24 protein-coding genes are annotated in these 23,169 nt (G+C 68.7%); 14 read left to right on the forward strand and 10 right to left on the reverse strand.

The window, feature by feature from the left end:
• Positions 1-21: 21 nt before the first annotated feature.
• Positions 22-633 carry a TetR/AcrR family transcriptional regulator gene (locus tag SACXIDRAFT_RS14355; RefSeq protein ID WP_408640381.1) on the forward strand — a complete coding sequence of 204 codons (612 nt, stop codon included), beginning with the start codon at positions 22-24 and terminating at the stop codon, positions 631-633.
• 47 nt (positions 634-680) lie between these two features.
• On the opposite strand, the gene SACXIDRAFT_RS14360 is transcribed toward SACXIDRAFT_RS14355, so the two are convergent.
• Positions 681-1,616: an alpha/beta hydrolase gene (locus SACXIDRAFT_RS14360; RefSeq protein WP_232285306.1), complete on the reverse strand. Its 936-nt coding sequence runs from the start codon at positions 1,614-1,616 to the stop codon at positions 681-683.
• 48 nt (positions 1,617-1,664) lie between these two features.
• Complete coding sequence (locus SACXIDRAFT_RS14365) at positions 1,665-2,315, reverse strand: class II aldolase/adducin family protein (RefSeq protein WP_006239295.1); 651 nt, start codon at positions 2,313-2,315, stop codon at positions 1,665-1,667.
• Positions 2,316-2,429: 114 nt separating this feature from the next.
• On the opposite strand from SACXIDRAFT_RS14365, the gene SACXIDRAFT_RS23710 reads away from it, so the two are divergent.
• From SACXIDRAFT_RS23710 to ligD, 3 genes are all read left to right on the forward strand, one after another.
• Entirely contained in the window at positions 2,430-2,552 is a 123-nt protein-coding gene (locus SACXIDRAFT_RS23710) for a hypothetical protein (RefSeq protein WP_269731148.1), read from the forward strand.
• 355 nt (positions 2,553-2,907) lie between these two features.
• Positions 2,908-3,738: a nitroreductase/quinone reductase family protein gene (locus tag SACXIDRAFT_RS14370; RefSeq protein ID WP_006239296.1), complete on the forward strand. Its 831-nt coding sequence runs from the start codon at positions 2,908-2,910 to the stop codon at positions 3,736-3,738.
• A 42-nt stretch (positions 3,739-3,780) separates the two neighbouring features.
• The gene (ligD, locus tag SACXIDRAFT_RS14375; protein ID WP_006239297.1) at positions 3,781-4,713 is read left to right on the forward strand and encodes a non-homologous end-joining DNA ligase; all 933 of its coding nucleotides are present in this window, start codon (positions 3,781-3,783) and stop codon (positions 4,711-4,713) included.
• Between the two features lie 22 nt (positions 4,714-4,735).
• On the opposite strand, the gene SACXIDRAFT_RS14380 is transcribed toward ligD, so the two are convergent.
• On the reverse strand, positions 4,736-5,158 hold the full coding sequence (locus tag SACXIDRAFT_RS14380) for an ATP-binding protein (RefSeq protein ID WP_006239298.1): 423 nt from the start codon (positions 5,156-5,158) through the stop codon (positions 4,736-4,738).
• Positions 5,159-5,527 carry an STAS domain-containing protein gene (locus SACXIDRAFT_RS14385; RefSeq protein ID WP_006239299.1) on the reverse strand — a complete coding sequence of 123 codons (369 nt, stop codon included), beginning with the start codon at positions 5,525-5,527 and terminating at the stop codon, positions 5,159-5,161.
• Positions 5,528-5,670: 143 nt separating this feature from the next.
• On the opposite strand from SACXIDRAFT_RS14385, the gene SACXIDRAFT_RS14390 reads away from it, so the two are divergent.
• From SACXIDRAFT_RS14390 to SACXIDRAFT_RS14410, 5 genes are read left to right on the forward strand one after another with little or no spacing between them, the layout of a single operon-like run.
• Complete coding sequence (locus SACXIDRAFT_RS14390) at positions 5,671-6,525, forward strand: STAS domain-containing protein (protein WP_006239300.1); 855 nt, start codon at positions 5,671-5,673, stop codon at positions 6,523-6,525.
• A 7-nt stretch (positions 6,526-6,532) separates the two neighbouring features.
• On the forward strand, positions 6,533-6,895 hold the full coding sequence (locus tag SACXIDRAFT_RS14395; protein ID WP_006239301.1) for an STAS domain-containing protein: 363 nt from the start codon (positions 6,533-6,535) through the stop codon (positions 6,893-6,895).
• Positions 6,892-7,314: an anti-sigma regulatory factor gene (locus tag SACXIDRAFT_RS14400; protein ID WP_006239302.1), complete on the forward strand. Its 423-nt coding sequence runs from the start codon at positions 6,892-6,894 to the stop codon at positions 7,312-7,314. The genes SACXIDRAFT_RS14395 and SACXIDRAFT_RS14400 overlap by 4 nt, the downstream gene beginning before the upstream one ends.
• A complete protein-coding gene (locus SACXIDRAFT_RS14405) occupies positions 7,311-8,318 on the forward strand; it encodes an ATP-binding protein (RefSeq protein WP_006239303.1) in 1,008 nt (335 codons plus the stop codon). The genes SACXIDRAFT_RS14400 and SACXIDRAFT_RS14405 overlap by 4 nt, the downstream gene beginning before the upstream one ends.
• On the forward strand, positions 8,315-9,703 hold the full coding sequence (locus tag SACXIDRAFT_RS14410; RefSeq protein WP_006239304.1) for a PP2C family protein-serine/threonine phosphatase: 1,389 nt from the start codon (positions 8,315-8,317) through the stop codon (positions 9,701-9,703). Before SACXIDRAFT_RS14405 ends, SACXIDRAFT_RS14410 begins: the two co-directional genes overlap by 4 nt.
• 61 nt (positions 9,704-9,764) lie before the next feature.
• Here SACXIDRAFT_RS14410 and SACXIDRAFT_RS14415 read toward each other — a convergent pair whose 3' ends face one another.
• Positions 9,765-10,148, reverse strand: a complete 384-nt coding sequence (locus SACXIDRAFT_RS14415) for an ATP-binding protein (RefSeq protein ID WP_006239305.1) — start codon at positions 10,146-10,148, stop codon at positions 9,765-9,767.
• 134 nt (positions 10,149-10,282) lie between these two features.
• Here SACXIDRAFT_RS14415 and SACXIDRAFT_RS14420 point away from each other — a divergent pair, with 134 nt between their 5' ends.
• Complete coding sequence (locus tag SACXIDRAFT_RS14420; protein ID WP_006239306.1) at positions 10,283-11,281, forward strand: ABC transporter substrate-binding protein; 999 nt, start codon at positions 10,283-10,285, stop codon at positions 11,279-11,281.
• Between the two features lie 120 nt (positions 11,282-11,401).
• Here SACXIDRAFT_RS14420 and SACXIDRAFT_RS14425 read toward each other — a convergent pair whose 3' ends face one another.
• From SACXIDRAFT_RS14425 to SACXIDRAFT_RS14435, 3 genes are all read right to left on the reverse strand, one after another.
• Positions 11,402-12,325 (reverse strand): coiled-coil domain-containing protein, encoded by a 924-nt coding sequence (locus SACXIDRAFT_RS14425; protein WP_006239307.1) that lies wholly within the window; start codon positions 12,323-12,325, stop codon positions 11,402-11,404.
• 76 nt (positions 12,326-12,401) lie between these two features.
• Positions 12,402-13,196: a class F sortase gene (locus tag SACXIDRAFT_RS14430; RefSeq protein ID WP_006239308.1), complete on the reverse strand. Its 795-nt coding sequence runs from the start codon at positions 13,194-13,196 to the stop codon at positions 12,402-12,404.
• The gene (locus SACXIDRAFT_RS14435) at positions 13,193-14,830 is read right to left on the reverse strand and encodes a SpaA isopeptide-forming pilin-related protein (protein WP_006239309.1); all 1,638 of its coding nucleotides are present in this window, start codon (positions 14,828-14,830) and stop codon (positions 13,193-13,195) included. Before SACXIDRAFT_RS14435 ends, SACXIDRAFT_RS14430 begins: the two co-directional genes overlap by 4 nt.
• A gap of 335 nt (positions 14,831-15,165) precedes the next feature.
• Here SACXIDRAFT_RS14435 and SACXIDRAFT_RS14440 point away from each other — a divergent pair, with 335 nt between their 5' ends.
• Positions 15,166-15,996, forward strand: coding sequence for a Bax inhibitor-1/YccA family protein (locus SACXIDRAFT_RS14440; protein ID WP_006239310.1), 831 nt, complete (start codon positions 15,166-15,168; stop codon positions 15,994-15,996).
• Between the two features lie 208 nt (positions 15,997-16,204).
• On the forward strand, positions 16,205-16,924 hold the full coding sequence (locus SACXIDRAFT_RS14445; protein ID WP_006239311.1) for an LppU/SCO3897 family protein: 720 nt from the start codon (positions 16,205-16,207) through the stop codon (positions 16,922-16,924).
• Positions 16,925-16,990: 66 nt separating this feature from the next.
• Here SACXIDRAFT_RS14445 and SACXIDRAFT_RS14450 read toward each other — a convergent pair whose 3' ends face one another.
• Complete coding sequence (locus SACXIDRAFT_RS14450) at positions 16,991-18,211, reverse strand: acetyl-CoA C-acetyltransferase (RefSeq protein WP_006239312.1); 1,221 nt, start codon at positions 18,209-18,211, stop codon at positions 16,991-16,993.
• Positions 18,212-18,319: 108 nt separating this feature from the next.
• Positions 18,320-20,143 carry a bifunctional metallophosphatase/5'-nucleotidase gene (locus SACXIDRAFT_RS14455; RefSeq protein WP_006239313.1) on the reverse strand — a complete coding sequence of 608 codons (1,824 nt, stop codon included), beginning with the start codon at positions 20,141-20,143 and terminating at the stop codon, positions 18,320-18,322.
• Positions 20,144-20,285: 142 nt separating this feature from the next.
• On the opposite strand from SACXIDRAFT_RS14455, the gene SACXIDRAFT_RS14460 reads away from it, so the two are divergent.
• Positions 20,286-21,659, forward strand: a complete 1,374-nt coding sequence (locus SACXIDRAFT_RS14460; protein WP_006239314.1) for a cystathionine beta-synthase — start codon at positions 20,286-20,288, stop codon at positions 21,657-21,659.
• A 118-nt stretch (positions 21,660-21,777) separates the two neighbouring features.
• Positions 21,778-23,157 (forward strand): hypothetical protein, encoded by a 1,380-nt coding sequence (locus tag SACXIDRAFT_RS14465; protein WP_006239315.1) that lies wholly within the window; start codon positions 21,778-21,780, stop codon positions 23,155-23,157.
• Positions 23,158-23,169 lie beyond the last annotated feature (12 nt).

A 23,169-nucleotide genomic window follows, 5' to 3' on the forward strand; every position in this document is an offset into this window, starting at 1 on the left:
AGTAACTCCGGGTGAGAGGAGGTGACGGCCTTGAGTGACACAGATCGCCGCGTGCTCATCGGCGAGGCGGCGCTCGACGTCGCGGCTGAACGGGGAGCGCGGGCACTCACCCACCGCGCCGTTGACGTTCGCCTCGGTCTGCCCGTCGGTTCGACCTCGTTCTACTTCCGCACCCGCAAGGAACTCCTGCGCGCGGCCGTGACCCGGCTCGCCCTGCGGGCACGAGCGGACTTCGAGGAGGCCGAAGAAGAGCAGGAGGCGCCCTCGGACGTCGAGGACGCCGCCCTGCGCATCGCCTCGTTGCTGGATCACATGGTGGGACCCCGTCGCAGGGACACCATGGCCCGGTACGCGCTCGTGGTCGAGGTCGCCGACGAACCGGAGCTGCGTGCCGCACTCGCTCGTGCCGCCTTCTCCGTGCCACTCGCGGCCGACCTGCTCACGACGCTGGGCGCCTCCGAACCGCGGGCGGGTGCCGACCTCGTGGCGTTCACGGAAGGGCTCGTGTTCGACCGGGTGGCGGGAAACGGTGCGCTCGACGCGCCGGAGCCGGGAAGTGCCGAGAGCGTCGGCCGCTTCGCCGATGCGGTGGCCATCTTCCTCAGAGGAGCGGTGGAACCGTCACCTCGGTGATCGGCCTGCGGGTGCAGCAGCGGTGATCGCGCCGAGCGTGCTGACCGTCACGACGTGAGGTGGGTGGCGAGCCAGGCGTGGAGGTCGTCGAGCGCGGCGTCGGCCATGGGGGTCCTGTGGACGGTCAAACCGTGTGGCGCGGCGGGGTAGACCCGCAGATCGACATCGACGTCGGCGGCGGCCAGCCGTGCGGCCATGGCGAGGTTGTCCCGCAACAGGATGTCCTCTTCGCCGACGATGATCAGCACCGGTGGCAGGCCCTCGGGATCGGCATAGATCGGCGAGATGTCCGGGTGGGTGCGGTCGGGAGCACGACCGGCGTAGGCGTCGAGGAAATACTCGTCGGCGATCAGCCGTCCACTGGGGGTCTGCCCGCTGAGGTCGTAGGTTCCGAACTGGAGCACGGCGGCAGCGAAAGCGGCGGTGCTCCGATCGCGGAGCCGAACGAGAGTCGTCATCGCGAGGGTGGCACCGGCGGAGAATCCACCGATGGCGAGACGCGATGTGCCGAATCGGGTTGCCGCGTGTTCCGCGAGCCAGAGGGCTGCTGCCTCGCAATCGTCGGGTGCGGCGGGCCACGGGTCTTCCGGCGCGAGCCGATAGTCAACGCTGACGACCGCGATACCGAGTGAGTCGGCCAGTTCGCGGTTGCGGACATCGTTTCCCGCCGCCGAACCCAGGTAGAAGCCACCACCGTGGATGTCGAGAAGCACACCCCTCGGCGAAGCGGACCCCGGAACGTGAATCCTCACCGGGACGGTGCGGTCACCCCACCCGACGATCTCGACGGCTGCGGGAGGGTTCGAAGGGGCCGGAGATGGCGCCTCGGCACGGACCGCCCGCAGTTCGCTCCAGCTACCCGGGCCACGGCCCATGCCTCGCCGCTCGTAGAAGGCGCGAGTCGAATCGATCAACGGGATCAGCCGAGGGTCGATCAGCTGAGACAGCCCGAGCTTCATGGGGTCACCATAGCGATCAGCCACGGTGGTCACGGTCGGCCGCGTGCTTCCCTGCCGTGGCAGCGCACGCCGTTACTTCTGTCCGTAGCCGCGGAGCCGGTCCACGACGTGTTCGATCTCCTCACGGGGAAGCAACCGCGGCGAGCCGACGGATCGCGCTGTCAGCCACACCTGACACACCCACTCCAACTGCTGCGCGCGCGAGTACGCCGCAGCGAGTCCGGTTCCATAGGTGAGGGTGCCGTGGTTGCCGAGCAGGCAACCCCTGCGCCCTTCCAGCGCCGCGAGCATGTTGGTCGCGAGTTCCTCGGTGCCGTAGGTGGCGTACGGCGCGACGCGGACACTCTCACCGATGGTGGCGACCAGGTAATGCACGGCGGGTACCTCGTCCACCAGTGTCGAGACGGCGACGGCGTGGGTGGAATGCGTGTGCACCACCGCGGTGATGTCCGCGCCGTCGGGGTCGCCCGCCTCGCGATACACGGCGAGGTGCATGGGCAACTCGCTCGTCGGAAGGAGGTCTCCGGCAACCGGCGAACCGTCGAGCCGCAGCACCGGGATGTCCTCGGGACGCAGGGATGCGTAATCCACGCCCGTCGGTGTGACCGCGACGAGGTCGCCCTTCCTCACCGAGAGGTTTCCCGATGTGCCGACCACGAGCCCGTCACTGACCATTCTGCGGGCGTAGTCGCACACCGACTCGCGATGTTCGGCAAGCAGCATCCATTGGCTCCACTGGTGACGTGCCGGGGTGAGAGAGTTCGACTCCGCTCGTGGTCCCCGGCGATTCTTCGGTCCAAGCTCCACCGTATTCCAGGACGCCACCCTGATTCGGCGTTGAGAAGGAACTTCTCGCGGCCGGACGCGCCTGACGACGAGCGAACCCTCGTTCTGAAGCCGGGCATGACCGAGGGCGATGTGGTCTCGCTCGCCGTGAGCGATCGCATCGTGGCGCCGTGACGAACTTGACCGACTGCTATCGATTGCGGTTGCATGGCGGCGTGCCCCGTGATGTGGTGCGTTGTGCTGTCGCATTTCGTGTCGCTGCGTTTCGTGTCGTGCTACTGCCTTCCGCACCGTCTCCGGGCACCGATTCTCTGGGGAGGGTGCAGTGACCGCACAAATCACCGCGGGTCGGATCTGATCGTCCGCGCACCGCACTCGTTTTCCGCGCGATTTCGCTCGCGGCGCCGGTCGTCAGGTCGGAGCTGAGACCGCTTCGCCATCGCCGGTTCTCGCATGCCACCGGTGTGGTGCGCCTCCCGATTACTGTCCACTGTGTACTTTTTGCGTCAGATCCTGCAAAGGAAGAGCTTTGACTGATTTCAACAACGCCATCATCGAGGAATTCCGCGCCAACGGAGGGACGGTGGGCGGGCCGTTCGAGAGCGCTCGCCTGCTCCTGCTCACCACAACCGGTGCCCGCAGCGGGAAGCCGCACACGGTACCGCTCGGTTTCCTACATGACGGGCACGGACGCATGCTCGTGATCGCGTCGGCGGCCGGTTCGGACCGGCATCCGGCCTGGTTCCACAACCTCCGCGCCGACCAGAGGGCCACCGTGGAGACCGGAACGTTCACCTTCGAGGCTGAGGCGGAGATCCTCGCGGGCGAGGAACGCGACGAGGCGTTCTCCCGCGCGGTCGAGGCCGACCCCGGCTGGGCCGAGTACCAGCGCAAGACCGACAGGGTCATCCCCGTGGTGGCGCTCTCGCCCGTCGCCGCGAAGCCGAGTGAGCGCCCGTGGGGGGACGACCTTGTCGCCACCCACGCCATGTTCCGGCGCGAACTGGCACTCGTCCGCCAGGAGATCGCCCGCTCCGGGCCGGGGCTCGGTGCTCAACTGCGCATCAACTGCCTCATGGTGTGCAGGGGACTGGCACACCATCACACCGCGGAGGACGCCGAACTGTTTCCCGTCCTCGACGAGCGGCACCCCGAACTCGAACCGGTCATGCGACGGCTGCGCGAGGAACACCGCGTCGTCGAGCGGCTCATCGAGGAGCTTGAGGAAGCCATCCAGTCCGCTGACCTCAGCCGTGACGAGCTGCGGGCGAAGGTCGATCACCTCACGGAGGAGATCGAGGCACACCTCGACTACGAGGAGTCCCAGCTCGTGTCCGTGCTGAACAACATCACCGGCTAGCGACGACCGACGCGGACAGCGCGGCGCCGTTACCGTGGGGCCATGGGCACGGACGACGCTGTCGAGTTGGACGTCGGCGACCGCACGGTGCGCCTCACCCACCCCGGCCGCGTGTACTTTCCGGCGCGGGGCGAAACCAAACTCGACCTCGCCAGGTACTACCTCGCGGTGGGTGAGGGCATCGTGCGTGCGCTGTACGAGCGGCCCTGCATGATGCACCGGTTCCCCACCGGGGTGAGTGGGGAGAAGGTGCATCAGAAGCGCGTCCCGCGAGGTGCGCCGTCCTGGTTGGACACCGTTCGCGTGCGTTTTCCCCGCTACAACCGCACCGCCGACGAACTGTGCGTCACCGAACTCGCACACGTCATCTGGGCGGTGCAGATGTCCACCGTCGAGTTCCATCCGTGGAATTCACGCCGAGCCGACACCGAGCACCCCGACGAGTGGCGGATCGACCTCGACCCCATGCCCGAGAGCGGATTCGGCGCGGTGAGACGGGTGGCTCATGTGGCGCACGAGGTGTTGGAGGAACTCGGCATGCGGGGCTGGCCGAAGACCTCAGGCGGCAGGGGTTTGCACATCCTCGTGCGCATCGAACCTCACTGGGACTTCGCGCGGGTCAGGAGAGCGGCACACGCGTTCGCGGTCGAGGTCGGGAGGCGGGCGCCGAAAGACGTGACGACGGCGTGGTGGCGCAGGGACCGTGACCCGGCCGCGGTGTTCGTCGATTTCAACCAGAACGCACGCGACCACACGATCGCCGCCGCCTACTCCGTCCGTGGTGTTCCCGAGGCGACCGTGTCCACGCCGCTGCGGTGGGACGAGATCGACGACGTCGAACCCGGCGACTGCACGATCGCCACCGTCCCCTCGCGGTTCGCCGAGGTGGGCGACCTGCACAAGGGGATAGACGACGTCGCCTACTCGCTGGAGACGTTGCTGGACTGGGCGGATCGGGATGGGCTCGACTCGTGACATGGGGCGCTCGGCGACCGGATCAGCCTTCCCTGTCCCCGCGCAACGGCGCGTTCACCTCGGCCCACACGATCTTTCCGGCCGGGTTCGTCTCGACACCCCAGTCGTCGGCGAAGGAGTCCACGAGGAACATGCCGCGCCCGTGTGCCCGGTAGGGCGAGGGGGCGAGCACGAGCGGTGGCTCCCTGCTCCCGTCGTGCACCTCGGCGCGCAACACCGACCCTCGCCTCAGCACCCGCAGCCACTTGGGGCTACGGGAATGCAGAACGGCGTTCGCCACCAGTTCCGAGACAATGAGCAGGAAGTTGTACCTCGTGTTCGGCTCGATGTCGCCGAGTACGGCGCCTGCGGCCCGCCTTGCCTGTGTCGGGATGTCTCTGTCAACGCTGAGCCGCACGTCCACCAGTGGAGTCGCGTGCGGGACACCGGCCCGCCGCCCGTTCATCTACGTTTCCGGTTCGATGTCGAAGAGCGGCAGCAGGCCGGAGATCTGAAGGACCCGGTGGGCGTATCGGTCCACGTTGACCAATTTCACGGTCCCTCCACGTTCGGTGACTCGTGCGTGTGCCCTGACGAGAGCGCTGATGCAGGCGGAGTCGAAGAAGGAGAGCCGGTCGAAGTCGATCACGAGCCGGTCGGCGCCTTCGGCGAGCAACCGATCAAGCGCGTCGTCGAACCGCGGCACGATCCCGTGGTCGATCTCACCACAGAGAGTGATGCGTCCCTCGGCGTTGTTGACCAGATCGACGTGTACCGTCGATCTTTCGGGACTGTTGTGGGTTCGTGTCGTGGGCGGTTTGTCGCCGTCCGTCATGTTCGACCGCTCCTGGATGTCGCCTACACCCCCTACCAGGCAGTACCCGACCTGGAGGTTAGCCCTGTCGTGCCTTAAGTTTGCCAGGGAGAGCCGCACCTATCAGCGCGAAGAACCCAGCCATCCAGTTCTGGAGCCGATCTATGACCGACGAGACCCCTCACCCCGTCCGACTTCGCGTGCTCCGTTTCCTGGAAGAGCACCAGGATGACATCCAGCGCGAGTGGCTCGCGAGCTCCCTCTTCAGTCACCGGAACCAGGCTGACGCGGCTGAGGAGGCGGCCGCTCTGCTGAGCGGCGTGAAGGAGGTCATCCAGGCCCGTTCCGAGGAGGACCCCTCCGCGGACGGGTTCGCCATGGTCCGCACGGTGCTCGGCTCGCTCGCCGCACGGTCGGCGGGAGGCCCCTCCGGCAGCAAGCGGCCCGACGTGACTTCGCTGAAGCAGCCGTTGCTGCGCTTGTGGCAGCAGCAGGACGTGACAGGCGACGACGCCTACTACGGCGCGATCACGCTCTCCACCGTCCTGAACACGCTCCGCATTACCTTGCTGGAGATCGAGCTGTCCGCGGGCGCGGACACGATCCTGGCACAGCAGGAGCAGCTCGCGGAGCTGTCCACCCCTGTGGTGAAGCTGTGGAACGGCATTCTCGCCATTCCGCTGATCGGCACGCTCGACAGCATGCGCAGTCAGGCCGCTACGGAGAGCCTGCTCGAACAGATCGTGAAGCAGCAGGCGCGGGTCGCGATCCTCGACATCACCGGGGTCACCGCCGTTGACACGCTCGTCGCGCAGCACCTCCTCAAGACGGCGATGGCGGCCCGGCTGATGGGCGCGGAATGCATCATCAGCGGTATCCGCCCCCAGATCGCTCAGACGATGGTGCAACTCGGCATCGACCTCGGTGAGGTCGCCACGAGGGCCACACTGGCGGACGCCTTCGCGTACGCGCTGCGTACCTCCGGTTTCTCGGTGACGCGTACAGACGAGGTGAAGTGAGTTCGGCATGAGCACCACGACTTCGATCGTCGGACTCGGTGACGTCCTGCTCGTCACGATCCAAGGCGAGTTGAGCGACGACGACGCCCTCACACTCCAGGAGGAGCTGACCTCCCGGGTCGCGGAGACGAGTGCGAGGGGGGTGCTCATCGACATCTCCGGGTTGGAGATCGTTGACTCGTTCCTCGCGAGGACCCTGCACGACATCGCTGGCGCGAGCGCCCTCCTCGCCGCGAGGACCGTGGTGGTGGGCATGCGTCCCGAGGTGGCCATCACGCTCGTCGAACTCGGGCTTACGTTGCCGGGCCTCGAAACCGCGTTGACGGTGGCAGGGGGGCTTTCCCTGCTGGGCAGCACGGGGCTGCGATGACGAGCGTTTCGACCGTGCACGAGGTGCCGATCCGCGAGGAGGTGGACATCGTGCACGTCAGGCAGGCTGCTCGGGAAGTGGCGGTCTCGGTGGGCTTCTCACTCGTCGAGCAGACCAAGCTGGTGACCGCGGCGAGTGAACTCGCTCGCAACACCCTCAAACACGGCGGCGGCGGGGTCGCGGAGGTCGAACTCGAACGCACGTCGGCGCACACGGCCGTGCGGCTCGTCTTCCGTGACGAGGGTCCTGGCATCGAGGACGTCAACCTGGCACTCACCGACGGGTACAGCAGCGCGGGAGGGCTTGGGCTCGGGCTCAGCGGCGCTCGCAGGCTCGCCGACGAGTTCGACCTTGAGACAGCACCGGGTGAGGGGACCACGGTGGTGGTCGCGTTCCGCACGAGATCGGCATCGGGATGACCGGCGCGGCGCTTGCGGTGACGTCGCCGGTGCACGTGACGCAGGCGCGCCAGCTCGCGGGCCGCGCCGCGCGGAGTGCGGGACTGCCCGACTCCGTCGCCGAGCGTGTGGCTCTCGCCACGTCGGAGCTGGCGAGCAATCTCGTGAAGTACGCCACGGGCGGGCTTCTCGTCGTGATGCCATCAGAGGATCGGTTGGACGTCATCGCTACCGATCGAGGGCCCGGCATCGAGCACGTGCCGCAGAGCATGCGGGACGGCTACTCCACCACGGGGACGCTGGGTATCGGACTCGGCGGAATCCGCAGGACGGCCGACGAGTTCGACATCTTCTCGCGCTACGGCGAGGGCACGACGGTGCTGGCGCGCTGGCGAAACACGACGAGGACGGCCGCGTGGAGCTCCGACGTCGGGATCGGCGCGGCACTGTTGCCCGCACCCGGTGAGACGACGTGCGGCGACAGCTGGGCCGTCGCGAACGCGGACGGCGTGACCACCGTGGCGTTGAGCGACGGCCTCGGGCACGGCCCCGACGCCGCGGCGGCGAGCCGGTCGGCGATGGCGCACGTGACGGCGGACCCGGCGGCGCCGCCGAGTGCGTTGGTCTCCGCGATGGACGCCGACATGGGGCCGAGACGCGGGGCCACGGTGGCGGTGGCCCAGTTCAACCACGCGCGATCGACGGTCCTGTTCTGCGGTGTCGGCAATTCCACCGTGCGCCTTGTCCGAGGTGACGGCTCTCACGAGACGCTGGTCTCCACTCCTGGCATCGTGGGAAGAAGGCAGCGAAGTGGGAGGCGGCCGTTGCCGCTGGCGCGTCCCTGGGACCACCGGAGCTTTCTGGTGATGCACACCGACGGCGTGTCGGAGCGGTGGAGCCCTGCTGAGCAGTCGGACGCCTTCGACCACGACCCCGCCACGGTGGCAGGCTGGTTGCTGGGAAAATATGGAAGGCACCGGGACGACGCCTGCGTCGTCGTGGTGTCCGGAAGTGGAAGCACATGACCGACGACCTTCGCGCAACGAGCCGGGACGCAGCACGTTCCGCGCTACGCGGTGCGTTGGGGGAAACAGAACTCCCGCCCGAGGTATGGCGACGGCTGGACGAGCGGCTCGGTGAGGGTTCGGGGAGCGACACGGCGGCGGACACACTCGCCACGGCTCTGCGGGTGCTGGCCGACATACTGGGTGAGCGCGATCGGAACCTGCGCTGGCACCAGTCCGAGCTCGAACAGACCAACGCCGGATTGCTCGCTTTGCACGCGGAGATCGACCGCCAACGGCAGCGCACGTCGTTCCTCGACGAGGTGTCGCGGGCCTCGGGGAAGTCACTCGACCCGACTCATCTGCTCGACGAGGTCGGACGGCTGGTGTGCTCCCACGGTTTCTCCGACAGCACCCGCGTGTGGATCCTGACGGAATACGGGCTGTCCTGCCCCGACGACCCCGAGCGCGAGCCGGACCAGGCCACCCGCAGTGCCGCGAGGACAAAAGACGCGGTGCGGGACGGCGTGCGCAGGGTGAGTGTGCCGCTGACAGCGGGGCCGCACGTGCTCGGTGTCTTCGACCTGCACCGCGACCTCACCGAGTTCACCGACGACGACCTCAACCTCGCGCTGGGCATCGCCAACCGGGCCGCCGTCGGGTTGCGCAACGCCAACGAGTACGAGCGTGAACACGAACTCGCCCAACGGCTACAGCTGGCGATGTTGCCCACGCTGGCGCCGCTGCGCGATCTCGGGCTCGTCGCCCGTTACCGGTCCGCCACCAGCGGTGTCCACGTCGGCGGTGACTGGTACGACGCGGTGACGCGCCCCGACGGTACCGTGGTGCTGACGGTCGGCGACGTCACGGGCCACGGCGTCGATGCCGCCGTGGTGATGGGGAAGCTCCAGAACGCTTTGCGCGCGTACGCGCTGGAGGGGCACGGCCCCGCCGCGTCGCTGCGGTTGGTGCACGAGTTGCTCAGAGGGCTGGACACGCCGCTGTATGCCACGGCCGTTGTCGCCGAGGTGGAGCCGGGAACGGGGCTGCTGCGGTGGACCAGCGCCGGACACCCCCCGCCGTTGCTGAGGAGCCGCGACGGCGAGGTGTCCTTCCTCGAGGCCGAGCACGCCCCGATGCTCGGCATCCACCTGCCCCGGGGGCTGGAGTTCCCCGAGCACGAGCGCGAACTCGAACCCGGTTCATCGGTCGCGTTGTTCACCGACGGTCTGATCGAGCGGAGGTCGAGTGATCTCGACGCGGGCATGGAGCGGCTCGCCGAGGCGTTCCGTACCTGCCGGGTCGATGCACTCGACGGCACGGCCGAGCACGTGCTGAAGGCGATGCTGGGCGCCACCGATCACGACGACGACGTCTGCCTGCTCCTGTGCCGCTGGGAGGGCTGACCGCCGTCGCCGGACGGTGAGGGCGGCGCGGGACGCTGTGTGGGTCGTGGGGTGATCGCGGTCAGCGGTCGCCGACGGTGAGCTCGATGACCGCGAGCGTCTCCCCACCGGCCCCGCGGGCGTGGAAGCATTTCACCGAGCGCACCAGCGCGGTGAGCACGTGCCAGTTGAAGCCGTTCTCGGGCAGCGACGTGCCGTCACGGCACGCCACCTCCGATCGCGCCGTGATGGTTCCGTCGCCGATGACGAACCGGGTTCGCAGCAGGGTTGGTGCCGCCGCGCGGGCCAGCAGCAGCCCGCACGCCTCGTCAACGGCGAGTCGCAGGTCGGCGATCGTGTCGAGCTGGAGGTCGAGCCGGATGGCCAGGTCGGCAGCGACGTTTCGCACCACCGGCACAAGCGCAGGCTCCGCTTCGACCGTCATGTCCACGGTCCTCCTCGCCACGTTCGGCCCCCTTCCTGACCTGTGAACCGTATGCCGAAGAGGCTCCGCGACGAGCCGACGACCCGGGACGACCGGAGATCGATCCGCCGAGATCACACTTCCGAGGGAAGTTAGGTTCGTCTAACCTAACCGCCATGGTCAGATCACTGTCTCGTCGCGCGTTCCTCGGTGGCAGCCTCGCAGTCGGGGCCACCGGCCTGCTGGCCGCCTGCGGCGGTGGAGCGTCGAGTGGCCAGGGCGGCGGCTCGGGGTCGTGGTCGTTCAAGGACGACACCGGCAACACCGTCAACCTCGACCGGCGGCCCACCCGCATCGCGGGCCTGAACGACACCATCGCGTCGTTGTGGAACTACGGCATCGTCCCGGTGGCGTCCTTCGGCGCCACCGCGCTCGCCGACGACGTGAACTTCGAGGGCAAGGACACCTCCAAGGTCACCGAGGTCGGCAATACGTACGGTCAGATCGACGTCGAGGCGCTCGCCGCCCAGCGACCGGACGTGATCGTCACCCACGCCTACCCCGTTGACACGTCGGGCAAGCTCGACCCCGCGAAACCGCTGTACGGCTTCAACGACCTCGAACAGCAGAAGCTCGTCGGTGAGGTCGCACCCATCGTCGCCATCGCGATGGCGGGACCGGCGACCAAGGTGATCGAACGCACCGTGGACCTCGCGACGTCGCTCGGAGTCACCGAAGAGACCCTCGCGGAGCCAAGGCGGAAGTACGAAGCCGCGCGCGAGCGGCTGCGCAAGGTCGCGGGCAGCGGCTTGTCGGTCATGGCGGTCGCCGCCTACCCGAGCGAGGGCGTGCACATCGCCAAGGCCAAGGACGACCCCGCGCTGCGCAGCTACGTCGATCTCGGACTCTCCTACCCCGACCCCGGCGGCTCCGACTACTACTGGCGCTCCGTGAGCTGGGAGAACATCACCGACTACCGCACCGACGTGGTGCTCTACTCCCTCCGCGCCATGGACGGCGAAGCCATGCTGGACCAGCCCACCTTCGCGCAGCTGCCCGCGGCGAAGGCAGGTCAGGTCTACCCGTGGGAGTTCAGTTCCATGGACTACGTCGCGCAGGCCAGGACCATCGACAATCTCGCGGCCAACCTGGAGAAGGCGCGCAAGGTGAGCTGAGCAAGGGGCGAGCCGGATCCGGCCCGCCCCTCGTTCGCAGTCGTGGCTACCGCGTGATCGCCAGGCCGAGTGACGCGCCTCCCCGCGCTGCTGCGGGTACGCGGGAGGTGCGTAACCGGCTCAGGCCCCTGGCCTGCTCGCGGCCTTCGTGATGACGGTGGCCTCCTCATCGGACGGAGGAATCAACGCCGCCTCGCTGCGGCGCAGCACCTGGTCGGCCTCGGCGAGCCGCGCGCGGGCCTCCTCCCTGATCCGCGTGAGGCGGCTGACGACCTCGTTGGCCTCCGTCGTCCTGCGGTCGGCCTCGGCCGTGGCCTCGTCCACGAGCTTGCGGGCCTTGGCCGTGGCTTCATCGACCAGCCGCTTCGCCTCGGCCGTCGCCTCGGCGATCCGCCGCTCGGCCGCGTTCTTGCTCGCTGTCGTCTGATCGGCGACGTGCTTCTCCAGCGCGCTCTTCTCCGCGGCCAGCCGCGACTGGAAGTCGCTTTCGATCCTGCGGCGCTTGTGCTCGGCCTCGGCGTCGAGCTGTTCCCGGCGCTTCGCCGCCTCCGTGGTCATGCGCTGCACCTCGGCCTTGGTGGCGGCCAGCGCCTCCTCGTGCTCCCGCTTCAACTCGTCGGCGTGGCTGTCGAGCGTTTCCAGCAGCTTCTGGTAGCGCTCGTGGAGCCGCTTCGAGACCTTGCTGCTCTCTGCCCAGTTCTTCTCCGCGGCTGCCTCGGCACGCGCGAGGATCTCGGCGGCCTGCGTCTCGGCGAGCTGGACGGTGCGCTGCATCCGCTCGTCGAGGTCCTCGACGCGCTCCGGCGGTTTCTTCAACTCCTCGACGCGATCCCGAAGCTTGGCGATCTCCCTGCGGGCGCCGTCGAGTTCACGGGCCGAGTCGTTGGCCCGCGCCATCGCCGCATCCCGCTCGGTGATGAGCCGGTGTACCTGAGCTTCGAGATGGTCGAGGTACTGCACCACCTGGTTGCGGTCGAAACCATGCCATGCCTGGCCGAACTCCCGCCTCAGCGGAAGCAGACGGTGATCGTGGTCGGAAGCCATGCTCCGACCGTACCCGCGCGTGCCGTCACGCCTGCGTCAGGCAGGCCGACCGGGTGAGTGGTGCGGACCGCTGTGTTCAGACGGGTTCGGCGATCACCACCCGGTTCTCCGCGTACCCTGTGGTGCCGCCGAGCCAGCGCCCTCCGCACGTCACCAGCACAAGGCGATGCTGCCCGCTCTGGCCGAACAGTTCGGTGGCGCGGGCAGGCAGTTCGTTCTTGCCCAGCGTGATGATCTGGGAGACGGAGTAGGCGAACTCGGTCCCGTCGTCGTCCGTGACGGTCACCCGCTCTCCGATGCGGACATCCCACAACTCGGCGAAGGGGCCGGTGCGGCCCCGCCAGTTGACATGCCCAGCGAAGACGCTCGCGCCGCTCGGCGCGTCGAGGCCGGCGCCCCACCAGGTGGCCTCGCCGAGATCGTCCGGTACCGGCAGCACCGCGTCGGGGCCGAGTTCCTTGCGGACCAGCGTCGCCGTTCCGCCGTCCGGCAGGACGACGGTGCCGGGACGCTGACCGCTGGGTGCCGCGACGGGTCGCTGGTCGGCGGGTTCGCTCTCGCCCCCGCTCTCGCCCCCGCCCTCCGGCGTGCTCTCGTCGCGGCCTCGCTCCTCTTCGGGCTTGCGTTCGGGCGCCTGCCGCTGTTCCCGCTCCGTCTCCCTCTTCCCGTCCGGTACGGGTTGTGCGACCGGTACGGGCGGGTGGGCAGGCACCGCCGTGCCGGCCACGACCGCCGGTGAGCGCAGTGCTACCACGCCGCCGACAACGAGTTCGACGGCGAGCACGCTTCCGGCGCCGAGCAGGTAGGCCCTGCGCCACCGGCGCCGGTCGTCATGTCCGGACGTCCCGCTGGTCCCGCTGGTGACTGTCATCGCTGCCGGGTGATCCGCTTCCGAGCCAGCCAGCCAACCAGTGCCGACACGGTCAGTGCGAGAGCGCCGAGTGCGACGAGAGCACCGACCGGAGCGCCCGAGGTGGTCGCGGCCTGCGACACCGTCGTCTTAGCGCCTGCCGGGATGGTTCTCGGCACTTCGTCGGCCACGTTGGCGATGCGTAGTTCGAGCGTTCCGCCAGGTTCGAGTTCGCCGCAGGCCGTCGGCGGGTTCTTCGGATCGAAGGCCTGGGTGTATCCGTTCGGTGGCTTCACCTCGATGACGCACACCGTCTGCGGGGTGCGCAGGTTCTCGATCGTGACCGTCCCCTCGGTGCCCTCGGTGGTCACCACGATCGGCTCACCGTCCGATCCCACCAGTTCCGCACCGTCGGAGCCGACGGCGGGGGACGACTTGTCCTCGGCAGTGAGCCGCAGCGGTACCCCTGCGATGCCTTCGCCGGTCTCGTCGTCCACCTTGGTCACCTTCACGACGCCGGGCGCGGGGATGGCGCTTGTTGCTGCCTTTGCGGTGAGGGTCTGCTCGCCACCGGTGGAGACCACACGCTGCGTGTCGGCCGTCACCGGATCGCGCACGTAGGGGCGCTCGGCCGGTGCCTCCAACGTCGCGGCGATGCCGGGCCGCTCGCCCGTCGGCGCGGCGCTGACGCGCACGGTCCCGGTGTCGTCGGTGAGCAGTGTGATCTCCCGCGTCCGCGGTTGGGTCTCCGCGGCGTTCGGGTTCTCGGCGCCGTCCGTCTCGCCGGTCTCGGGGTTTTCGGTGTTCTTGGCGTTCTCGGAGTCCTGCGAGCCCTCGGAGGTTTCCGCATCCTTCGAGTCATCCTTCGCCGTGGCGGACGAGCCGGACGACGCTCCGGGTGCGGCGGCTCCGTCCGTGCCCTCTGCCGTTCCGGCGCCGGGACGTTGCTCGACACCGGCGTCGCCAGCGGGGGCGAGGTCGGTCAGCGTCAGGGTCACCTCGACGCCGGGGATGCCCTTGCCCTCGGCGTTGGTGACCGTGACCGACCACTCGGCGGGGGCGTCGATGATCTGTTCACCCTCGGGTGCTGTCGCCGTCGCGGTCCATGGACCCCTGTTGGCCTCGGCGTCAGCCCTCAGTCGCTTCACGGCGGCCTTCGCGGATTTCGGAAGCTTGGCGAAGTGGGCCTCGACGTCGTAGCCGATCTCGGTGAACGGCTTGCGAGGGTCGAGGTCGGCGTCGCTGCGGGGCGCGGCGGTGTAGGAGTGCAGGAGGTGGGCGAGTGCGGCCGCCTCGTCGGCGTCGCGTGTGTCGCCGTAGCGAAGCAGCAGGTAGGAGATGTTGGCCGCGGCGTCGGCCGGTAGTGGTTCTCCCCACTTGGTGAGAAGTTCGTCGCCGGGTTCGTACCGCTCGTCGCTGTCCGGGGCCTTGAGCGCGAACGAGACGCAGAACACGTGCTGTCCGTTCACGACGTAGGAGCCGAGCCAGTCGTAGGCGCGGTCTCTGCCGCCCCAGGACTGACCCGGAGTGGTCCGGTGCCCGATGCCCTCATCGACTTCCGCGGACGCAGCGGGTGCGACCACGACGAGGGACAGGGCGCCGAGCAGGGCGACGAGGGCGAGGCGGAGCGCCTGCGCCGGGCGTCTTCGTGTCACGGGACGAAACCCCCAATGGTCTTGTGGTGAGATCCCCATCACGTCGGCGCGGTGACGCGGCGGTTCGCGCCGGCATATCTGACTCGCGTCGTGAGAATGGCGTGAGACGCACGACCAGCACAATCGGCCAGGCGGTGGACGTGTGGGGGCCCATTCGGGGAGGATGCGAGGTGGCATCCCCGCCCGCGAGGCCCCGCAGGGTCCACAACCGGACCCGATCTCCCTTTTCGCGTCGGCCTGAGCAGGTAAAGTTGTCTTTACTTCATTGAAGGGAACCAACCGGCGCGCACGGTCGTTGGAACCGATGCAAGTGCCGAAAGATCCAGGAGGATCAGGTGCGAACTTCCAGCAACCCCGCCTTCCGCAACCTGCCACGGGGTGCGGCCGGCGCTCCGTACGCGGGCTTCGGCCAGCCGTACGGCCAGCCCGGCTACGGTCCGCCTACGGGCTACGGTGCACCGCAGGCGCCGTCCGGCGAGGCGAGCCGTCCCATGACGGTTGACGACGTGGTCATGAAGACCGGTGCCTCGTTGGGCGTGACGCTTCTCGTGGGCGTCGTCACGGCGATCTGGGCGCAGACGCAGGCTGCCTCGGGCACGATGGGCCCCATCGTCGGCGCGATGATCGCCGGGATGCTCGTCGGTCTCGTGCTCTCTCTGATCATCATCTTCAAGCAGCTTGCCAGCGCGCCGATGACGCTCGCGTACGCGGCAGCCGAGGGTGTCTTCCTCGGTGCGATCACCGGCGTGTTCGAGATGCTGTACCCGGGTATCGCGTTGCAGGCGATCCTCGGCACCGCCGCCGTGTTCGTCGTGATGCTCGTGGTCTACAAGACCGGCGCGGTCAAGGTGACACCCAAGTTCCGCAAGTGGATGATCGGCGCACTCGGTGGTGTGGCCGTCGTCATGCTCGTGAACCTCGTGTTGAGCCTCTTCGGCGTCAACACGGGTCTGCGGGACGGCAGTGGCCTTGCGATCGTGTTCAGCCTCGTGGTCATCGGCATCGCGGCGTTCAGCTTCTTGCTCGACTTCGACATGGCCGACGAGGCCATCAGGCAGGGCATGCCGGCCAAGTTCGCGTGGTTCGTCGCTTTCGGTCTCCTGGTCACCCTGGTGTGGCTGTACCTGGAGATCCTGCGGCTGCTGTCGTATCTACAGAACGACTGACGGCTTTCGCCTCGACCGGCGGCTGAGGGCGCTCGACCGGAAGGTCGGGCGCCCTCTTTTTGTGGTACTGGCGTGCGTAACCGGCTCGCATCTCTCGTGCATCCTTCGAACCTTGGTGGTCACCTGATCGAAGTGGACGCGGCGGCAAGGCATTTACTCTATGTGAATTCTTGTGGTGCGGATTCCCTCGAACAGGTGTGAGGTTGCGGTGAGTGTCCCTCCCGGCTCCGGTCCCCAGCCCGGTGACTTCCACTCGGGCTCGGCGTACGGGCAACCCCAGTACGGGCAGCAACAGCCTGGCGCGGGAGGGCCGGTTTTCGGTGAGCAGCAGTGGGGCGAGCCTCGCTACGGCGAATTGCCCACGGCGCCGCCCATGCCGCTTCCCCCCGTTCCGCCGAAGAAGCTGAAGGCAGGCGCCGTCGTCGCCACGGTCGTTGTCGCGCTCGCCGTGGTGGCCGGTGCCGTGGCTCTCGTGGTGATGCCGCGGCCGTCGGGCACGACAGCCGACGGTGGCAACGTCGCGGTGGGCCACTGCGTCGCGGTGAAGGGCTCCGACGATCTCGCCGTCGCGAGGTCGGTGGACTGCTCCGATCCGAAGGCGCTGTGGCGGGTCGCCGCGAATCTCAGTAGCACGTCGAGTCCGTGCCCCGACGGCGACTACGACGAGTACCACTACAACACCGGCACCAAGCTCTGCCTCGTTCTCAACGTGGAGGCCGGTGACTGTCTCTCCAACCTCGACGGTGAGATGTCCGCCATCAGCAAGGTGACCTGCACCGCGTCGGAAGCCGAGTTGATGATCCTCAGGGTCGAGGAGGGAGCCACCGACGTCGATGGCGTGTGCGGAATGCTCGGCGACGCGCTCGGCGGAGCGTACTACTCGGAACCCGCGCGGGTCCTCTGCTTCGGGCAGCCGCAGGCGGTGTGACAGGACCCGCCCTGCCAGAGAAGAGAGCGGTGTGCGCGGGCGGCAGGCTCGCGCACACCGGCTTCCTCAGCTCAGCCTTTCGATCACCATGGCCATGCCCTGGCCGCCGCCGACGCACATCGTCTCGAGCCCGAACTGCTTGTCGTGATGGCGCAGGGAGTTCAGCAGCGTCGTCGTGATGCGCGCGCCGGTCATGCCGAACGGGTGACCGACCGCGATCGCACCGCCGTTGACGTTGAGCTTGTCGATGTCGATTCCGAGGTCCCGGTACGACGGAATGACCTGCGCGGCGAACGCCTCGTTGATCTCGACGAGGTCGATGTCGCCGATGGTCAGGCCTGCCCTGGCGAGCGCCTGCTTGGACGCCTCGACGGGGCCGAGACCCATGATCTCCGGCGACAGCCCGGACACGCCGGTGGAGACGATCCGCGCGAGCGGCGTGATACCCAGTTCGCGAGCCTTCGTGTCGCTCATGATCACGAGGGCTGCGGCGCCGTCGTTCAACGGGCAGGCGTTGCCCGCCGTGACCTTGCCGTCGGGGCGGAACACCGGCTTCAGTGCCTCGACACCCTCCATGGTCACGCCGGCCCGTGGACTGTCGTCGGCTGACACGACGGTGCCGTCGGGCAGGGTAACCGGGGTGATCTCCTTGGCCCAGAACCCGTCGGCGAGCGCCTTCTCGGCCAGGTTCTGCGACCGCACGGCGAACTCGTCCATCTCGCGCCGGGACACACCCTTGTGCAACGCGAGGTTCTCGGCCGTCTGCCCCATGGCGATGTAGATGTCGGGCAGTTCACCGTTGTCGCGGGGGTCGCTCCAGCCGTCGGCTCCCGACTCGGCACGCCGTGCGGTGCGGGACTCCGCGTCGGCGAACTGCGGGTTGTGGGTGTCGGGCCACGAGTCGGAGGTGCCGTTCACGGCTCGTGACACGGCTTCGACACCTGCCGAGATGAACACGTCGCCCTCGCCTGCCTTGATCGCGTGCAGGGCCATCCTGGTGGTCTGGAGGCTCGACGAGCAGTACCGCGTGATCGTGCAGCCGGGCAGGTGGTCGTAGCCGAGTTCGACGGCGACGACGCGGCCCATGTTGAAGCCCTGCTCGCCGCCCGGCAGGCCGCAGCCGAGCATGAGGTCGTCGATGTCGCGCGGGTCCAGCTCGGGTACCTTGTCGAGCGCCGCCCGCACCATCTGTACGGTGAGGTCGTCGGGACGCATGTCCACGAGTGAGCCCTTGCGGGCCCGCCCGATGGGGGATCGGGCTGCGGACACGATGACGGCTTCCGGCATCGGACACTCCTTCGGGTCGCTAAGCGCGTGCTTAGTCTCATCCTGCCCGCAGGAAACGGGAATGCAAAGAGCGGGCGCCGGACACCACATCCTGCGCCCGCGCCGTGCTCACAGCCTGGTGATCCGGCCCACACCACCGACCGGGTAGTCGGCCGAGGTCACCATTCCGCCGAGTCCCTCGGTGAGATGGCGCTGGACAGCCTGCTGGTAGGTCAGGCCCACGCTCGTGAACGGCAGCCCCGCGAACGGGTACCCGTCGCCGCCTCGTGCGGAGAAGTCGTTGGTCGCGACCGACACCGGCGACCCCTCCACGACGACGCCGTCCGAAACCAGGACCGTGCCGTCGTCGAGCACCACGTCGCGCACCCGCTCGCCAGGCGTCACGATCTCGTTGGTGCCCTCGCGAACCTCCTGCGCTCGCCTGGCCGGGTCGTACGTGAAGGACAGCCCCGCCACCTGCATGAACGCGCCGGATGCCTCGGGCGCGGCGGCGACTCCCCGTTCGAGTAACTGCCGCAACACGTCCCTCGGCACCTCGGGGACCACGGCGACGAAGTTGGCGAACGGAGCCACCTCGTAGGTGTGCAGCGCGGTCAGCTCACCTGCCGGCAGGACGGAGTCGTTGCGAATGCCTCCACCGTTCTGGATCGCCACCTGCGGTTCCGCGACGCCGTACTCGGCGGCGTTGCGCCGTCCCGCCCACAGCAGACTGTCGGCGACCAGGTTGCCGAGGTTCGTCTCCTCGCTGCGGACGTCGCCGCGCACGCCGTTCAGCGGCACCTCGGTGGTGGCGACGACCTCATCGGCGAGCGAGAGCACATGGTGGGACACCGGCTTCTCCACCTCGGCCCGCACCACAGGGTCGCCGTGCACCGCGTCGGGGCCGACCCCGGAGACCCGCACCGGCTGGGTGTATTCGTCGTCCACGCTCACGACAGTGCCGTGGCGGTCGAAGTTCAGGACGAGCCTGCCGACGTACTTGTAGTCTCCCGCGACGGCGACCACGGGGACGCGCCGTCCGTCGGCGTCGATGGCGTAGCGGGGGAAACTGCCCTCGGCGACATCACCGGGGATCAGGCGATCGCCGGGGTCGGCGAGGATCTCGCCGCCACCGGCGCCGACCACCGCGTCCACGTTCCGCAGCTCCGGCACCAGTGCGAGTTCGTTGTCGATGTCCTGGAGGTGGCTGACCAGCACCACCTTGTCCACACCACGGCGGGTGAGATCGCGTGCGAGCGCGTTCGTGATCTCGTCGAGTTCGGGGCTCACCTCGACGTCGCGAGGGCTGGAGATCGCGGGCAGCTCCGGGGTGGTGAGCCCGATGACACCGACCCGCTCGCCTGCCGTCCGCAGCACCCTGCTGCGAGCGAGCGTTCCGTCGGCGGCGTGTGCGGCGAGCTCGGGCTCACCCGAGACGTCGAGGTTGGCGCTGACGAACGGCACTTCGTCGCCCGCCGTGTCGAGGAACCGGTCCAGCACGTCGGGGCCGAAGTCGAAGTCGTGGTTGCCGAGCGCGCTCACGTCGTAGCCGATGTGTTCGAGCGCGAGCGCGTCGTAGAACGGGGCGCCGTCCCTCGTGCTCGCCGAGTACTCGGGGCCTGCGAGGAAGTTGTCCCCGCCCGACACCGTGACGACGCCTCGATGTCCTGCCTGCCCCGGCGATGGCCTGCCACGGGTCGCCTCCGCCCGCAGCTCGTCCACCAGGGTCGCGACGCGGGAGGCGCTGCCGTAGGGGCGCTCGCCGCCGTCCACGATCGGCCCCTCCTGCGCTCCGGAGCCGGTCACGCCGAGCAGCGCGGACTCCATGTCGCTCGTGAACAGCACGGTGAGGGTGAAGTCGGCGCGGTCTGCCGCGGACGCGGTCAGCGCCGACGTGCCCAGCATCGTGGCCGCGGCGAGGGCGCACAGTCCGGCCTTGCGGAGGGATCTCACGCGGGCTCCTCGGTTGATAGCTTTTGACGATGTCGGGCCAGAGCTAACCACACCAGTCCTTTTCGGACAATGCTGGTGAGGGAAACCCGACGAACGTCTCCTCTCGCGGCCGCAGCGTCCGGCAGCCGCCTACCCTGGTCACATGGATTACGCCGAACACGTCACCGACCTCGTCGGCAACACGCCGCTGGTCAAGCTGAACGCTCTCACCAAGGGTGTGGAACCGCTCGTGCTCGCCAAGGTCGAGTACCTGAACCCCGGCGGCAGTGTGAAGGACAGGATCGCCCAGCGGATGATCGAGGCCGCCGAGGAGTCGGGCGAGCTGAGGCCAGGCGGCACGATCGTGGAGCCGACCTCGGGCAACACCGGCGTCGGGCTGGCCATGGTCGCGCAGCGCAAGGGCTACCGGTGCGTGTTCGTGTGCCCCGACAAGGTCAGCGAGGACAAGCGCAACGTGCTCAAGGCGTACGGCGCCGAGGTGGTGGTGTGCCCGACGGCCGTGCCGCCGGAGCACCCTGAGTCCTATTACAACGTCTCCGATCGGCTGGCCAGGGAGATCGAAGGGGCGTGGAAGCCCAACCAGTACGCCAACCCGCACAACCCCGAGAGCCACTACCACTCCACGGGCCCCGAGATCTGGAAGCAGACCGAGGGCAAGGTGACGCACTTCGTGGCAGGCGTCGGCACCGGCGGCACCATCTCGGGCACCGGCCGGTACCTCAAGGACGTCTCCGAAGGTCGCGTCAAGGTGATCGGAGCCGACCCGGAGGGGTCCGTGTACTCCGGCGGCACCGGAAGGCCCTACCTCGTCGAGGGCGTCGGTGAGGACTTCTGGCCCGGCACCTACGACACCGACATCGCCGACGAGATCATCGCCGTTTCCGACGCGGACTCCTTCACGATCACGCGCAGGCTCGCGCAGGAGGAAGGCCTGCTCGTCGGAGGTTCGTGCGGTATGGCCGTCGCCGCGGCGCTCGAACTCGCGAAGCGGTGCGGGCCGGACGACGTCATCGTGGTGCTGCTTCCCGACAGCGGTCGCGGCTACCTCGGCAAGGTCTTCAACGACAGCTGGATGTCGTCGTACGGGTTCCTCTCGCCCGAGTCGAAGGACGCGACGGTCGGCGACGTTCTGCGCCGTAAGGACGGCAGGCTGCCCGACCTCGTGCACACGCACCCGACCGAGACCGTGGCGGAGGCCGTCGCGATCCTGCGGGAGTTCGGCGTCAGCCAGATGCCGGTCGTCAGCGCTGAGCCTCCCGTGATGGCGGCCGAGGTGGTGGGCGCCGTCAACGAACGTGACCTGCTGGAGGCGCTCTTCACCGGCAAGGCCGCCCTCGCCGATCGGCTCGACCAGCACATGTCGCCCCCGCTGCCCACTATCGGAGCCGGCGAGCAGATCGGCGCCGCGATGAAGGCACTCGGCGCCGCGAGTGGCGCGCTGGTCCTCGTGGACGGCAAGCCGGCAGGCGTCGTGACCAGGCACGATCTGCTCGCGTTCCTCTCGGGTCACGCCTGACCGAAATCAAGATCATCGACGGAACTGCCAGGGGCGTTACACGCCGCGCGGGTCACGATCCGATAGCGTGTGCGCGAGCGAAATCACTAAGGTCCTCGTCAAGGGGGTTCACGACCCAATGAGTGCTCCTCAGCCACCGAATCAGCCCTGGGGTGGCGAGCAACAACCCCAGGGGCCGTCCAGCGGCCCTCAACCACAGCAGAACAGCCCGTTCGGCACATCCGAACCCACCCAGGTGGTGCAGCCGCAGCAGCCCCAGCAGTCGCAGGGTGAGCAGCAGCCGTTCGGGGACAGCCCCGAACCCACTCAGGTCGTCCAGCCCCCGAACCCTTCGGCAGGCCAACAGGGCGACAACGCCGAGTCCACCCAGCTCGTGTCGCCCGGATCGCAGCCGCAGCCCGCGATCCCGTACGCGCCGCCGCCGAGCGCCGCGGACAACCCCGCCGCCGTGAACCCGCAGGGCGGCTTCGGGCAGCAGCCGCAGTCCGGTGGCTTCGGCGCGCTGGGGCAGCCTGGCCCCCAGTCCGGACCTCAGCCGAGCTTCGGCGGCCAGCCGGGCCCGTTCGGCCAGCCGCCGCAGGGCGGTTTCGGCGCACCGCCTGGTGGCGGCTTCGGCGGCCCGCCGCCGCCCGCGTTCGGTCCGGGCGGGCCGGGGATGCCCGGCGGTTCGGTCGGGATGAGCCCCGTCGGCATGATCGTCGGTGGCGTGCTCGCGGTGATCGGCCTGGTCTCACTGATCTTCTCGTTCGGCGATCTCGGCGACATCAGCGAACTCGGTGACCTCGCCGAGAACACGCCTGCAATCGCGGAGGCCCTGGAACAGGCCGGTATCGCTTCTCCAGGGACGCTGACCTTCTACTCGATTCTCACCATGGTCGGCTCCGTCGCGACGATCGCGGGTGGTGTCCTGCTGGCGCTGCGCGCCAAGCTCAAGGGCGCGTTGCAGAAGTTGGGACCGTTCGTGGTGTTGGGCGGTGGGGTCCTGCTCTTGCTTTCCGGCGTCTTGTTGCTGATCGGGACGTCCGTCAAGAAGGAGTTCGCCGACCAGTACGGTCAGGCGGGCGTGCTGGGCACATCCGTGCTCTACCTGATCCTCGGCATCCTCGTGGTCATCGGCGGCGTGCTGGCGGTCATTCCTGCCACGGCCAAGATGCTGGGAACCGGTGGTGGCCCTGGTGGTCCGGGTGGTTTCGGTCAGCCGGGGCAGCCTGGCGGGTTCGGCCAGCCCGGCCAGTTCGGCCAGCCGGGGCAGCCGGGTGGTTTCGGCCAGCCGGGAGGCCAGTTCCCGCCTAGCGGAGGCTTCGGTCAGCCGAGTCAGCCGGGTCAGCCGGGTCAGCCCGGCCAGCCCGGCGGCTTCGGTCAGCCGGGTCAGCCCGGCGGCTTCGGTCAGCCCGGCGGGTTCGGCCAGCCAGGTGGCTTCGGCCAGCCCGGCGGTTTCGACCAGCCTGGCCAGTTCGGCCAGCAGGGCCAGCCAGGACAGCCGCCGCAGCAGTGGTGAACCACTGATCCA

Source organism: Saccharomonospora xinjiangensis XJ-54 (genome assembly GCF_000258175.1).
In the GTDB taxonomy this organism is placed as follows: Bacteria; Actinomycetota; Actinomycetes; order Mycobacteriales; family Pseudonocardiaceae; genus Saccharomonospora; species Saccharomonospora xinjiangensis.

What these genes read in the sequence shown, in the direction of transcription:
- SACXIDRAFT_RS14410 (WP_006239304.1), top strand. Translation starts at nt 8,315, where the DNA reads ATGACCGACGACCTTCGCGCAACGAGCCGGGACGCAGCACGTTCCGCG.
- SACXIDRAFT_RS14430 (WP_006239308.1), bottom strand. Translation starts at nt 13,196, where the DNA reads ATGACAGTCACCAGCGGGACCAGCGGGACGTCCGGACATGACGACCGG.
- SACXIDRAFT_RS14405 (WP_006239303.1), top strand. Translation starts at nt 7,311, where the DNA reads ATGACCGGCGCGGCGCTTGCGGTGACGTCGCCGGTGCACGTGACGCAG.
- SACXIDRAFT_RS14365 (WP_006239295.1), bottom strand. Translation starts at nt 2,315, where the DNA reads ATGCTGCTTGCCGAACATCGCGAGTCGGTGTGCGACTACGCCCGCAGA.
- SACXIDRAFT_RS14395 (WP_006239301.1), top strand. Translation starts at nt 6,533, where the DNA reads ATGAGCACCACGACTTCGATCGTCGGACTCGGTGACGTCCTGCTCGTC.
- SACXIDRAFT_RS14450 (WP_006239312.1), bottom strand. Translation starts at nt 18,211, where the DNA reads ATGCCGGAAGCCGTCATCGTGTCCGCAGCCCGATCCCCCATCGGGCGG.
- SACXIDRAFT_RS14420 (WP_006239306.1), top strand. Translation starts at nt 10,283, where the DNA reads ATGGTCAGATCACTGTCTCGTCGCGCGTTCCTCGGTGGCAGCCTCGCA.
- SACXIDRAFT_RS14400 (WP_006239302.1), top strand. Translation starts at nt 6,892, where the DNA reads ATGACGAGCGTTTCGACCGTGCACGAGGTGCCGATCCGCGAGGAGGTG.
- ligD (WP_006239297.1), top strand. Translation starts at nt 3,781, where the DNA reads ATGGGCACGGACGACGCTGTCGAGTTGGACGTCGGCGACCGCACGGTG.
- SACXIDRAFT_RS14390 (WP_006239300.1), top strand. Translation starts at nt 5,671, where the DNA reads ATGACCGACGAGACCCCTCACCCCGTCCGACTTCGCGTGCTCCGTTTC.
- SACXIDRAFT_RS14460 (WP_006239314.1), top strand. Translation starts at nt 20,286, where the DNA reads ATGGATTACGCCGAACACGTCACCGACCTCGTCGGCAACACGCCGCTG.
- SACXIDRAFT_RS14380 (WP_006239298.1), bottom strand. Translation starts at nt 5,158, where the DNA reads ATGAACGGGCGGCGGGCCGGTGTCCCGCACGCGACTCCACTGGTGGAC.
- SACXIDRAFT_RS14465 (WP_006239315.1), top strand. Translation starts at nt 21,778, where the DNA reads ATGAGTGCTCCTCAGCCACCGAATCAGCCCTGGGGTGGCGAGCAACAA.
- SACXIDRAFT_RS14425 (WP_006239307.1), bottom strand. Translation starts at nt 12,325, where the DNA reads ATGGCTTCCGACCACGATCACCGTCTGCTTCCGCTGAGGCGGGAGTTC.
- SACXIDRAFT_RS14385 (WP_006239299.1), bottom strand. Translation starts at nt 5,527, where the DNA reads ATGACGGACGGCGACAAACCGCCCACGACACGAACCCACAACAGTCCC.